This window comes from Gilliamella sp. B3801 (assembly GCF_026536645.1).
Classification (GTDB): domain Bacteria; phylum Pseudomonadota; class Gammaproteobacteria; order Enterobacterales; family Orbaceae; genus Gilliamella; species Gilliamella apicola_I.
The window spans coordinates 65,004-77,999 of record NZ_JAFNNR010000010.1 but is presented as its reverse complement, the minus strand read 5'-3'; the positions used below and the strand labels follow the sequence as shown (position 1 = coordinate 77,999).

General features: G+C 35.7%; 11 protein-coding genes. 7 read left to right on the top strand and 4 right to left on the bottom strand.

The features are described from left to right. The first annotated feature begins 1 nt into the window (after position 1). Entirely contained in the window at positions 2-1,675 is a 1,674-nt protein-coding gene (gene dauA / locus J3U14_RS09585) for a C4-dicarboxylic acid transporter DauA (protein ID WP_267352145.1), read from the top strand. A gap of 187 nt (positions 1,676-1,862) precedes the next feature. Beyond that, the gene (locus J3U14_RS09580; RefSeq protein WP_220215987.1) at positions 1,863-2,411 is read left to right on the top strand and encodes an HdeD family acid-resistance protein; all 549 of its coding nucleotides are present in this window, start codon (positions 1,863-1,865) and stop codon (positions 2,409-2,411) included. A gap of 108 nt (positions 2,412-2,519) precedes the next feature. Here J3U14_RS09580 and rsgA read toward each other — a convergent pair whose 3' ends face one another. After that, positions 2,520-3,548, bottom strand: coding sequence for a small ribosomal subunit biogenesis GTPase RsgA (rsgA, locus tag J3U14_RS09575; RefSeq protein WP_267352144.1), 1,029 nt, complete (start codon positions 3,546-3,548; stop codon positions 2,520-2,522). Positions 3,549-3,627: 79 nt separating this feature from the next. Between rsgA and orn the strand changes: the two genes are divergently transcribed. The 5 genes from orn (at position 3,628) to J3U14_RS09550 (ending at position 9,588) form a co-directional block, all read left to right on the top strand. Further along, a complete protein-coding gene (gene orn, locus J3U14_RS09570; RefSeq protein WP_065559759.1) occupies positions 3,628-4,191 on the top strand; it encodes an oligoribonuclease in 564 nt (187 codons plus the stop codon). Between the two features lie 5 nt (positions 4,192-4,196). After that, positions 4,197-5,468, top strand: coding sequence for a lipid IV(A) 3-deoxy-D-manno-octulosonic acid transferase (gene waaA, locus J3U14_RS09565; RefSeq protein WP_267352143.1), 1,272 nt, complete (start codon positions 4,197-4,199; stop codon positions 5,466-5,468). Between the two features lie 9 nt (positions 5,469-5,477). After that, a complete protein-coding gene (hemH, locus tag J3U14_RS09560) occupies positions 5,478-6,443 on the top strand; it encodes a ferrochelatase (RefSeq protein WP_267352142.1) in 966 nt (321 codons plus the stop codon). A gap of 207 nt (positions 6,444-6,650) precedes the next feature. Then, complete coding sequence (locus J3U14_RS09555; protein WP_267352141.1) at positions 6,651-7,982, top strand: CoA-disulfide reductase; 1,332 nt, start codon at positions 6,651-6,653, stop codon at positions 7,980-7,982. Between the two features lie 184 nt (positions 7,983-8,166). Continuing rightward, positions 8,167-9,588, top strand: coding sequence for a cation:dicarboxylate symporter family transporter (locus tag J3U14_RS09550; protein ID WP_267352140.1), 1,422 nt, complete (start codon positions 8,167-8,169; stop codon positions 9,586-9,588). A 78-nt stretch (positions 9,589-9,666) separates the two neighbouring features. On the opposite strand, the gene galU is transcribed toward J3U14_RS09550, so the two are convergent. The 3 genes from galU to J3U14_RS09535 all read right to left on the bottom strand — a co-directional run bounded on the left by galU (position 9,667) and on the right by J3U14_RS09535 (position 12,709). Further along, entirely contained in the window at positions 9,667-10,581 is a 915-nt protein-coding gene (gene galU, locus J3U14_RS09545; RefSeq protein WP_267352139.1) for a UTP--glucose-1-phosphate uridylyltransferase GalU, read from the bottom strand. A 755-nt stretch (positions 10,582-11,336) separates the two neighbouring features. Then, entirely contained in the window at positions 11,337-11,486 is a 150-nt protein-coding gene (locus tag J3U14_RS09540; RefSeq protein ID WP_267352138.1) for an entericidin A/B family lipoprotein, read from the bottom strand. 29 nt (positions 11,487-11,515) lie between these two features. Further along, a complete protein-coding gene (locus J3U14_RS09535; protein WP_267352137.1) occupies positions 11,516-12,709 on the bottom strand; it encodes an aromatic amino acid transaminase in 1,194 nt (397 codons plus the stop codon). Positions 12,710-12,996 lie beyond the last annotated feature (287 nt).

Here is a 12,996-nt window from a genome sequence, read left to right as displayed (position 1 = left end):
AATGAAATTATATGGCATAACTGGCACCAAAATTTGTTGCGCTTTTATCGCAGCGTGCATAAAAGAGCGTTACACATCTACCCGTTTTTTTAAGGATTTAATTGCTGGTATTACGGTTGGTATTATTGCTATACCATTAGCCATGGCTTTAGCAATAGCGAGTGGTGTTCCACCACAACATGGGCTTTACACCGCAATAATTGCAGGTTTTGTCATTGCATTAACCGGAGGTTCACGCTTCAGCGTATCGGGTCCAACAGCTGCATTTGTCGTGATTTTATATCCCGTTTCATTACAATTTGGTTTGTCTGGATTACTTGTTGCGACCTTATTATCCGGTGTCTTTCTAATTATCATGGGAGTAATTCGACTTGGTCGATTAATTGAATATATTCCTTTACCTGTTGTTTTAGGCTTTACCTCTGGCATTGCAATAACTATCGCCACCATGCAAATCAAAGATTTTTTTGGTTTAACACTTGAACACATGCCGGAAAGCTATATTAGCAAGGTAACCGCTTTAGTTAAAACCTTTCCAACTATTAATTTTGCCGATACTTTAGTAGGGATTGTAACGCTGATAGTACTGATTGTGTGGCCGAAACTTCGAATAAAAATATCCGGGCATTTACCGGCATTAATAACGGGTATTTTGGTCATGTTTATTTTGAATCAATTTGGCTATGAAATTGAAACTATCGGTTCTCGATTTACCTATATTTTACCTGATAATAGCATCGGTCATGGTATCCCGTCCGTTTTACCCGAATTTATCTTACCTTGGCAGCACGCTGATTTTAAATGGGATTGGTCAATGTTATCCGCTCTGCTTCCAATTTCGCTTACAATGGCAATGCTATGCGCAATTGAATCATTATTATGTGCCGTCGTATTAGATGAAATGACCCATACAAAACATCACTCAAATAGTGAACTTATCGGACAAGGATTAGGCAATATCATTGCGCCGTTTTTTGGAGGGATTTCAGCAACAGCCGCTATAGCCCGTTCCGCTGCTAATGTCAAAGCAGGCGCAACATCACCTATTGCTGCCGTGCTGCATTCGATTGTAGTATTGCTTGCACTCATTTGTTTTGCACCATTATTATCCTATATCCCTTTATCAGCAATGGCAGCCTTGTTATTAATTGTGGCATGGAATATGAGCGCTGTGCAACGAGTGATATATATAATTAAATGCGCACCTAAAGATGATATTTTAATCATGCTTATTTGCATGTCTTTAACCGTATTATTTGATATGGTTATTGCTATAACACTTGGCATAGTCTTAGCTTCAATCCTATTTATGCGTCGTATTGCACACATGACACGATTGGTTGAACTCAATCGAAGCAGTGAAAAAACATTAGTACTTCGCATTAATGGACCACTATTTTTTGCCGCTGCTGAACGTACCTTTTCTGAAATCTATCAGAAAATAAATGGCTATGAGCACATCGTATTACAGTGGGATGCGGTGCCTATTCTTGATGCGGGTGGGCTTAATGCATTACGCCATTTTGTTGATGAATTGCCAGAACAAGTAGATTTATCTATTTGTGAATTACAATTCCAACCATTGAAAACATTAGCCAGAGCCAAGTTTATACCGATTTCGAATAAATTAATGTTTTATTCAACATTAGATGAAGCACTGAAAGATAAAAATTAAAAGGACAATTAGTTTTATTATATTGATTAATTATTATACGCAAAGGAAATGGTACGCATTTTCTTTGCACATTTAGCATTACCTCCGTCATGCTTTCTTTTCGCTCGCTAAAAACGTCTGGCAAGTTTGAATTGAAAGGCTATGTTGATTACAACCGAAAGTTAACCATATAAAATAGGAATTTAATATGATATCTACTGAAAATAACACTCAAGATCTTAAACAAAAAACAGGCTGGTTTATTTTTATCGGTGTGATTTTAATTATTTTGGGATGCTTAGCATTAGGCTACCAGTTTATTGCAACTGTCTTTTCTGTTTACTTTATCGGTTCATTACTTTTAATTGCAGGTATTGCACAAATAATACATGCCTTTAATATTAAAGGATTTGGTCAAACAGCCTTATGGGCGGTAATGGGCATTTTGTATATCTTTATCGGATTAATGGCGTATTTCCAACCTATTGCCGTTTCTTCTGCATTTACATTACTGATTTCACTCTTACTGGTTATCAGTGGGTTTACACAAATATTTGCTTCATTAAATAACCGAGAAATACCACGTTGGGGATGGATTTTAGCATCGGGGATTATTACGCTAATTTTAGGTTTAATGATTATTGCCGGCTGGCCATACGATAGTCTTTGGGTATTGGGCATGTTTTTAGGAATTGACCTTATTTTCCAAGGTTGGGCGTATGTTGCTATCGGTTTTGCACTTAAAAAGCGCCAATAGTTAAAATAGCTATACTAATTGCTCATAATAAAGTGTTTTGGGATTATGAGCAATGTTTTCTAACTCATTCAATCTCACTGTCATTTTCTGAACGTATTGAAAAGCAGGCTATTTATAGCTTTTATTTGTTTTAGCCTTCACATCCTTCATGGATAGTAAAATACGATGATAATTATCAAGCCTCGATGGTGCTATTTTTCCTTCTTGTACCGCTTTTTGTAACAAGCACCCTGGTGTATTTAAGTGATTACAATCACGGAATTGACACCCGCCTAAATAATCATCAAACTCTATAAAGCCATGAATAACTTGTTCAGGTTCAAGATGCCACAATCCAAATTCACGAATCCCCGGCGAATCAATAATATCGCCACCATTGGGTAGATGATAAAGCCGTGTAGAGGTTGTGGTATGTTGACCAAGACCCGATAATTCAGAGATATCGCCTGTTAAAGCTGATTGTGCCTGTTCAGGCAATAACAGATTAATAATGCTTGATTTACCTACGCCAGACTGACCAACCAAAATAGACACTTTTCCTTGCAACGCATCTTGCAAAGGGGCTAACCCTTGCTGATTTTGACAAGAGACAAACAATAACGGATAACCAATATCCCGATAAATTGATAACTGCTTTTCAATCTCCGTACGCTGTTCAGGGGTAAGTAAATCAATTTTATTTAACACAATTATGGGCTGAATATTGGTTGCTTCACAAGCCACTAAATAACGATCAATAATGTTCAAGGATAATTCCGGTAAAACTGCCGATATAATGACAATCTGATCGACATTGGCTGCGACAGGTTTTACACCGTCATAAAAATCCGGACGCACCAATTCTGAGTGTCGAGGATGTACTGCCTCAATAATACCATTAGTATTGGGTTCCAAACTCTCTCGCCATATTACTTTATCACCGGTAACCAACGACGGTAAGGTACGGCGAATACTGCAACGATAAATTAGTCCAGTATCATCTTCGACGTCAGCGGATTTACCATAACGACTCACAACGACACCTTCACGCGACAACGAAAAACTCGACAAGTTGTCATCTTGTCTTGTCTCTAATCGTTGCTGATGTTTAGCAGCTACACGCCTTTTTTGATTTTTTGATAATTGATTTTTTGCCACAGTTACGAATTTTTTACTAAACAGTTTGACAGATATGCTACACTACTCGGCATTAAAAAGAAAATTTCCACAGCAAATTATGATCAAACACTCTCAAATTAATAGTAGTAATCTAATTTGGATTGATCTTGAAATGACGGGACTTGATCCAAAAACTGATCGTATTATTGAAATTGCCACTATTGTAACTGACTCTGACCTTAATATTCTTGCAGAAGGTCCGGTTATTGCTGTTCATCAATCAGATGAACAATTAGCGCTCATGGATGAATGGAATCAAAACACTCATGGTAATTCGGGATTAATCGACCGTGTACGCAAAAGTACTATTTCAGAACAGCAAGCCGAACAACAAACCATCGCATTCTTACAACAATGGGTACCAGAAAACTGCTCACCAATATGTGGTAATACGATTGGTCAAGATCGACGGTTTTTATTTAACTATATGCCGAAGTTAGAAAAATATTTTCATTATCGTTATTTAGATGTCAGTACTATTAAAGAATTAGCAAAACGTTGGAAACCCGAAATTTTGAAAGGCATTACAAAACAAGGTACCCATCAAGCGCTTGACGATATTCGTGATTCCATTTCAGAACTTGTCTATTATCGTCAGCATTTTTTTAATCTAGATCATTAACGTGCATGCAAATTATCTATACCCTTTTATTATATCTAATTCAGCCATTTGTTTGGCTAAAACTATTATGGCGCAGTCGTAAAGCGCCAGCCTACCGTCAGCGCTGGTTAGAACGATATGGTTTTTGCAAAAATAAAGTCAAACCAAATGGTATTTTAGTGCATGCCGTATCCGTAGGTGAAACAATAGCGGCGATTCCGCTAATTAAAGCATTGCAACAAAAATATCCACAGTTACCAATCACTGTTACCACCATGACACCGACAGGTTCTGAGCGAGTAAAATCGTTATTAAAAGACAGTGTCAGTCATGTTTATCTACCCTATGATCTGCCCGGAGCCATAAAACGATTCTTAAAAACCACAAAGCCTAAAATTGTTATAATTATGGAAACTGAACTTTGGCCTAATTTAATTAGCCAATGTTATAAACAAAAAATTCCTTTAATTATTGCAAATGCCAGATTATCAGAACGATCTGCTGCTCGCTATGGCAAATTAGGCAAAGCAGTCAAACAATTATTTTCGAAAATCAGTATGGTGGCAGCTCAAAATCAGCAAGATGGTGAACGATTTGTTTCACTTGGTTTACCTGCTGATCATTTAGCAATAACAGGCAGCATAAAGTTTGATATTAACTTATCCAATGAGCAGCGCCAAAACATAAACCAGTTAAAACAACAATGGCAATTAAAAAGGCCTGTGTTAATTGCAGCAAGTACCCATAGTGGCGAAGATGAAATTATTTTAACTGCATTTAAAAAATTACTGCTTAAACATGCCAATTTATTGTTAATTCTGGTTCCACGTCATCCTGAACGTTTTAAAACGGTTGAAAAACTCATTAGTGATAATGGTTTTAATTATTTAAAGCGTAGTACAAATCAAATACCTACAGAACAAACTCAAATAGTTTTGGGCGATACAATGGGCGAACTAGTAGAGCTTTACGCAATGGCAGATATCGCTTTTGTTGGTGGTAGCCTAGTAAAACAGGGTGGACATAATCCTTTAGAGCCTGCACTGCACCATATTGCTATTATTACCGGTGAATATTTTTTTAATTTCCAAGTGATTTGTGAACAGTTGATTGAAGCGCAAGGAATGATTGTTTGCACAAACTCAGCGGATGATTTATATTCAACAATAGATCGCCTATTAAATGATAATAGTCGCCGAGTACAACTGGGCGAAAATGCCTATCTCGTTTTGAAGCAAAATCAAGGAGCACTCAGTAGACTTTTAGTAGTTATTAACCATTATCTTAATATCAAATGAGGCTAAGCTGTGGATAAAAAAAACGGTTTATTATTGGTTAATTTAGGTACACCTAGCGCGACAACGCCAGATGCTATAAAACAGTATTTAACAGAATTTTTGCTTGATCGACATGTTGTTGATCTGCCCAGCTTTATTTGGTATCCAATTTTAAAATATTTTATTTTACCTAAACGCATTCCGTACATTCTCAAGCATTACCAAAAAATCTGGATAGAGGGTAGTTCCCCCTTGTTATATTACAGTAAATTGTTACACAAAAAATTGCAGCAACACTTACCCAATATAAAATGTGAGCTTGCCATGACGTATGGTGAGCCGAGTCTTCAAGCTGCCTTAAATAACTTAAAATCCTGTAAAAAAATTACATTGTTACCCCTATTCCCGCAATATTCTACAACCACAACACTTGCCGTTCTGGATAAAATCAAACAATTAAATGATACCAATATTATAAGAAGTAATATTCACTATATTCGAGACTATGCTGATCACCCAAGTTACATTAATGCACTCTATTTACAGATAAAACAGGCTTTTTTAGAACAAGGGCAACCCGATGTTTTACTCCTTTCTTATCATGGTATGCCTGAGCGCTATATTATTAAACGCCATGATGATTATATCGAGCGATGTGAACTCACCACCTTATTATTAATTGAAAAGTGTTTAGCGAACGACATCACGCTGCCAATACAAATGGCCTATCAATCAAAATTTGGAAAAGGAAAATGGGTGGAACCAAACACGAGTGACATACTTAGAAATTTAGCTTTAAATGGCGTGACTCGTGTTCATGTGATGTGCCCAGGATTTTCTGCGGATTGTATTGAAACTTGTTATGAAATAGATCAAGAAAATCGAGAAATATTCCTTAATTCAGGAGGAAAACACTTTCATTACATCCCTGCATTAAATGATTCACAACAACATATTAATACTATCATCGATCTCATACATCAGACGGAATCTTAAAAACCGATCCGACTTTTTTTTCGATTAATTTGATTTAAAATAAGATTAAAACTATATTTGCAAGTGAAATGTTAAATTTAACACATCATTGTACATTTATTACAATTAAAATGGACAATTATGAATACTTATCGATATGCTTTGTTACTTTACCTTGATCAATGAGCAGATAAGTGTTCAAAATAGGCGCACAAAGGAGAATAATAGATGAAAATAATCATTATTGGAGCTCAAGCAGCTGGGGCGAGTGCTGCAGCTAAAGCCAAAAGAATAAACCCTAATGCAACAATTCGTATCTATGAAAAATCGGATATTGTTTCATTCGGTGCGTGTGGCTTACCTTATTATATTGGCAATCATTTTACTGATGCTAATGAAATGATATCCCGAACACCTGAACAATTTCAAAAAGATGGTATTGAAATAAAAACACGGCATGAAGTGATATCTGTTGATGTTAAACAAAAAAAATTACTTATTAAAGATTTAAGTAACGGTGAAAACATTGAAGATAGCTATGACAAATTGCTATTTGCTGTAGGTGCAAGTCCAATTATTCCAACACTGGCGAATGATCAGCTGGAAAATATTTTTACGTTACGCAATCTTTATGATGGATTAGCAATCAAAGAAGCACTGTCAAAACCGGAATGCAAAAATATTATTATTGTTGGAGCTGGTTATATTGGATTGGAGATAGCCGAATCACTGGTTGCATTAAAAAAGAAAGTAAAATTAATTCAATTAGACAATCGAGTATTAGTCGAAGCATTCGATGAGCAACTTACTGACATTATTCAGGAAAATATTGAGCAACATTGTGACTTACATTTACAAGAAAGTGTCCAAGGTTTTGTTGGTCAAGATAAAGTGACGCAGGTTATTACAAATAAAGGACAATATCCTGCTGATCTGGTTATTATCGCTACCGGTGTTAGACCAAATAGTCAAATCTACAAAAACATTGGCATTAATACCCTAAATAATGGTGCCATTATTACCGATGATTTAGGTAGAACAAATATCACTGATATTTATGCCGCTGGAGATTGTGCCACGCTGTTCCATAAAGTCAGCCAAACTAAAGTCTATATTCCATTAGCAACTGGCGCAAACAAATTGGGGAAAATTGTAGGTGAAAACATTGCAGGTGGCAATTGTCAATTTCCTGGTACATTAGGCACATCAGCACTCCGAGTATTTGATATTGAAGCAGGACGAACAGGAATAACTGAAAATGAAGCCATCAAATTAGGTATCCCCTATAAAACGGTTTTAGTAAACGATAAAAACCACAGTAATTATGTCGAAGGTCAATCACCCGTTACGGCTAAACTTATTTATCATGCTGAAACACGCAAGATTTTGGGGGGACAATTAGTCGGCGGCACTGGTTCTGCATTGAGAATAAATGTATTAGCCACAGCAATATGGTCACAAATGAAGATTGACGAACTTACAATGTTAGATTTTCTGTATGCACCACCTTTTTCACGGCCTTGGGATATTTTAAATATTGCAGGTTCTATTGCCAAATAGAGATGATGAAAAGAGTGTTTACTAATCACTCAAAAATAGTCAATAAAAAAATTAAATTTGTTAATCAACGGCTTTAGTCTCAACACAAACTCTTAAAGCACTTAACAAATTGATTAATAGATAAAATTAAAGCATTATTGATAATTATTTAATTATATACACCCTAAAAGGGCGAGGATCGATTATGTCAGATGCCATTTTTCACGGTATTTTTTTTGAAAAGTTCCTATCCATTACTTATTACCAAACATTAATTGGTCTTGGGTTATTACTCATCTGTTTTTTTGTCATAATGAAACCATTACAAGACAAAAAAGTTAATTTTTCTGTACGCATGTTAGTTGGCTTGATACTTGGGGCGGTTCTTGGTCTGGGAATCCAATGGTCGGCAGGTTTTCCAAAAAGTTCAACAGTTTGGATGCAAGAGATTGCAACATGGTATGGTCTTTTTGGGCGTGCCTTTATTGCCTTTATACGTATGCTAGTGATTCCACTGGTATTTGTCTCAATTGTTAAAGTTATTATTGATTTTTCGGGAAAAAAGAATTTACCCCAAATAGCATTCCGTGGAATTTTTTGGTTACTTTTCACCACGGCAATCGCTTGTATAGTCGGCATTGTTTTAGCTAACGTTTTTGAACTCGGTGAAATAAGCTCAACATCAGTACATCACGCTCAAGCTAAACATTATACCAATATTATTGATACCTTCGTTAATCTGATCCCTAGCAATATTATCGGAGCCATGGCAAAAGAAAATATTGTAGGATTAGTTATCTTTTCAGCATTAATGGGGCTTGCCGCCAATAGAATGGAAAAGAAAAACCCTCAACCGATTGCCTTGTTTAAAACATTTATTGAAGCGCTATATAAAATTGTTATGTCAATTGCAATGACCATTATTAAATATATGCCGTATGCTGTCATTGCGTTACTCGCCCGTACAATCATATCTAATGGTATTCCTGCAATTGTTGAAGTATCAAGTTTTGTTGCAGCGGTTTATATTGCAACTCTCGTTATGCTTATCGTACATGTATTAATTGTCTTAATTCATGGTATTTCACCAGTAATGTTTATCAAAAAAGCATTAGGAACATGGCTATTAGCATTCACTAGCCGCTCGTCAGTGGGCACCTTACCAATGACTATTTCAACATTAACCGTCAGAATGGGGGTCAACACCGGTACAGCAAACTTAGTTGGCTCACTTGGCAGCACCATGGGTATGAATGGTTGTGCTGGATTTTTTCCTGCGTTATTAGCGGTAATGGTTGCGCATATGGTTGGAATAGATACCAATGTTCAATTTTACATTATGCTTGTAATAGTCGTTGTCATTGGATCAATAGGAATTGCAGGCATTCCAGGAACAGCAACCGTTGCAGCAACAGTGGTTTTATCTGGGATGGGAATGGTCGAATACTTCCCGTTAATTGGTATGGTACTCGCTGTCGATCCAATTATTGATATGGCTCGAACTTTAGCTAACGTATCGGGGGCAATGACCGCAGCGGTTGCCACAGATCGTGAAGTAGGATTGATGAATATGAATGTCTTTAACGATCCGAATGTCACTCTGGATAATGACAACGCCGAAGCTTAAGTAGCAACTATATATATTCAATAATAAAAGGACGCGATTAAGCGTCCTTTTTTAGGTTAATAAAACAATTCAAACCAATTAAAGTGATTTCAACCAATCAGAAACATCTTTACCTAATGTTTTGTGACGCATGGCATATTGAACAAACGTTTGTATATAACCAAGTTTATTACCACAATCATGACTTTGTCCTTTAATACAGTACGCATCGACAGGCTCTTCTTCAAGTAACATTGCAATGCCATCTGTTAATTGAATTTCACCGCCAGCACCTAATGGCGTTTTAGCAAGTAATGGCCAAATTTTCTCAGATAATACATAACGCCCAACCACAGACTGATTTGATGGCGCATCCTCAACCGACGGTTTTTCAACCACACTATACATCTGTGCCACATTCCCTGCGGCAAGTTCTTCACCACGACAATCGACAATACCATATGAAGACACTAACTCCTTAGGCACAGGTTCAACCATGATTTGACTATGTTTAGTTTCGTGATAATTATGAATCATGGCAGCTAAATTGTCACAAGTCAGATCGCTTTCATATTCATCAATAATCACATCCGGTAATACTACTGCAAAAGGTTCATCGCCCACTAAAGGATAGGCACATAAAACAGCGTGACCAAGCCCTTTAGCTAAACCTTGACGAACACTTGTTATCGTTACATGTTTAGGAAGTATACTTTGTACTTCTTGCAACAATTGACGCTTCACCCGTGCTTCTAACATGGCTTCTAATTCAAAACTGGTGTCGAAATGGTTTTCTATTGAATTTTTGGATGAATGCGTAACAAAAATGATTTCGGTAATACCAGCTGCAATACATTCATTAACCACATATTGAATAAGTGGTTTATCCACAACAGGTAACATTTCTTTAGGAATTGCTTTAGTTGCGGGTAACATGCGTGTTCCTAGACCAGCAACAGGGATAACCGCTTTTTTTACTTTACCCTTTAGGGAATTTTCAAAATTAAATGACATAATCATTCCTCAAAAAAATTAACGGCTAATACTATCATAATTTGCTTCCGTTGGACGACCATTAATAAATGGTATTTTTAACGCTCACAGACTTTAACATAAAAGGTATCAAAATAAGTGTATGAATAAATGCTCTCTACATCTTTTTTCGATCAAACTGGTCTAAAAAATTGAACCAATAGATTTTGGTATAGACCATGATCGCCTACTATAAAAATAGTATTGATAATCTGTAAAAAAACGAATGCGTTAGCAAATTTATATTGTTTTAGAAAATAAGTAAGTTAAATAGATGTTTATAACAATTAACAGCGAATTCCCAATTAGTTCAAATAAAAACAACTTATCAATATATGGAATAAAATGATGTGAATTACTATAAACAAATTCTTCCTAAAAACAGCGAAAACATCATATGTAATCAATCATAAAGTTAATAGCTAATAAAAAATAAGTTAAAAAATACCAATGTCGACTACAATGAATTAACCCTCTAATCCTTACAATTTTTTTGTATTAGTATTAGCTTGTCTCAATTTAATAACTTATCAAAAATCATTTTATGTAAATATTCATTTCAAAAAAAATAAGATCTGACGCAATATGAATTAATATATATTATTAAATATCCAACAGTTACTTGATTAAAAGCACAGTTCGTCAACTTGACGAACTGTGCTTTTATGAGAAAAATAGATTTATTTTAGAAGTAAATGTGAATGATAAATTATGTATATTTCGACTCACTACTCCATTTATAATCTATCGCTCACTTCATTAGCCGTATGGGTAATTGCTTTACCACCAGATTGAACATCTTTACCGACACCACTTACCGTATTACAACCCACGACAAACGTTGCCATAACTAACCCTAGCATTAACATTAACATTTTTCGGAACATATTAAATACTCCTCTAATTAATTACATGGTTATTTTAATGTAGCAAACGCTTCTGCTACTCGATGAATATTATGGTGATTTAAACCCGCCACACACATCCGTCCACTGCCCACCAAATAAACAGCAAAGTTATTTTTTAAATGTGTGACTTGTTCTTCAGAAAATCCAGTATAACTAAACATACCTCGCTGTTTGATCAGATAATCAAAATTGTTTTCGGGTACTAACTTATTTAGTAATTCAACAAGCTTTATTCGCATTGAAATAATACGTTCACGCATTGCAGTAACTTCATTAATCCATTGGGTTTTAAGTTCGACATTATTCAAAATATAACTAACAAGATGAGCACCATAGGCCGCAGGACTTGAATAATTTCGACGTACGGTTGCTTGAAGTTGTCCAAGTACACGATTAGCGACTTCGCCGTTATCACATAAAACGGATAAACCACCCACTCTTTCACCATATAACGAAAATGTTTTTGAAAAAGAGTTACACACAAAACCACATATTCCTAACTCTGCCACTCGTCTAATTGCATATGCATCATCTTCGATACTCTTACCAAATCCTTGATAGGCAATATCCATAAAGGGAATAAGATCGCGTGTTTTTAATATATCAATAACCTGATCCCACTGTGCATGTGTTAAATCGGCACCGGTTGGATTATGGCAACAAGGGTGTAGCAAAACAACGCTTTTAGCCGGTAATTGATGTAAAGTTTCAAGCATTGCATCAAACTTAACGCCACAAGTTTGTGAATCAAAATACGGATATTTATTTACCTTAAATCCAGCACCATGAAAAATGTCTATATGATTTTCCCATGTTGGATCACTGACCCAAACTTCTGATTTCGGAAAATAGCGAAACAAAAAATCAGCACCTATTTTTAATGCACCTGAACCACCTAAAGTTTGAATGGTTGCAATGCGTTTATCTTTAAGAGCGCTGTGTGCTTCACCAAATAGCAAACATTGAATAGCTCGACAATAATCAGGTAATCCACTCATCGGTAAATAAAGTGATGCAGTTTTATCGTTTTGATAGATAAAATCCCGTGCAACTTTTACACATGCTAATTGAGGTACAACACTGTTTTCATCATAATAATAACCGATACTTAAATTTGTTTTATTCATTCGGTTATCCTGATTAAACTCAGCAACTAATGATAAAATAGGATCCCCTGCGTACGACTCAACTTTTTCAAACATATTTGCAACCTAATTACACGGCAACTAATGATAAATAATTGTAGATTATTGCATCAACTCAATCGGCAATCAATCATTAAATAGAAGTTTACACGTTCTGGGTATGATTAATCATTCACTTGAATGATTAATGTAAAAAAAGATAAATATGGCAAGGCTTAAACGATAAAATTTCTTTAGATATTGCTGATCATAAAAGATGTTTGTCCACCTAAACGAGTATACTGACTACCTTATAGGATTATCTAAAAAAAGCGGAAATGAAGGGCGAAAATTCATGCAATTAA

Coding starts and splice junctions, on each gene's coding strand:
- dauA (WP_267352145.1), top strand. CDS start 2: ATGAAATTATATGGCATAACTGGCACCAAAATTTGTTGCGCTTTTATC.
- J3U14_RS09580 (WP_220215987.1), top strand. CDS start 1,863: ATGATATCTACTGAAAATAACACTCAAGATCTTAAACAAAAAACAGGC.
- orn (WP_065559759.1), top strand. CDS start 3,628: ATGATCAAACACTCTCAAATTAATAGTAGTAATCTAATTTGGATTGAT.
- waaA (WP_267352143.1), top strand. CDS start 4,197: ATGCAAATTATCTATACCCTTTTATTATATCTAATTCAGCCATTTGTT.
- J3U14_RS09555 (WP_267352141.1), top strand. CDS start 6,651: ATGAAAATAATCATTATTGGAGCTCAAGCAGCTGGGGCGAGTGCTGCA.
- J3U14_RS09550 (WP_267352140.1), top strand. CDS start 8,167: ATGTCAGATGCCATTTTTCACGGTATTTTTTTTGAAAAGTTCCTATCC.
- galU (WP_267352139.1), bottom strand. CDS start 10,581: ATGTCATTTAATTTTGAAAATTCCCTAAAGGGTAAAGTAAAAAAAGCG.
- J3U14_RS09540 (WP_267352138.1), bottom strand. CDS start 11,486: ATGTTCCGAAAAATGTTAATGTTAATGCTAGGGTTAGTTATGGCAACG.
- J3U14_RS09535 (WP_267352137.1), bottom strand. CDS start 12,709: ATGTTTGAAAAAGTTGAGTCGTACGCAGGGGATCCTATTTTATCATTA.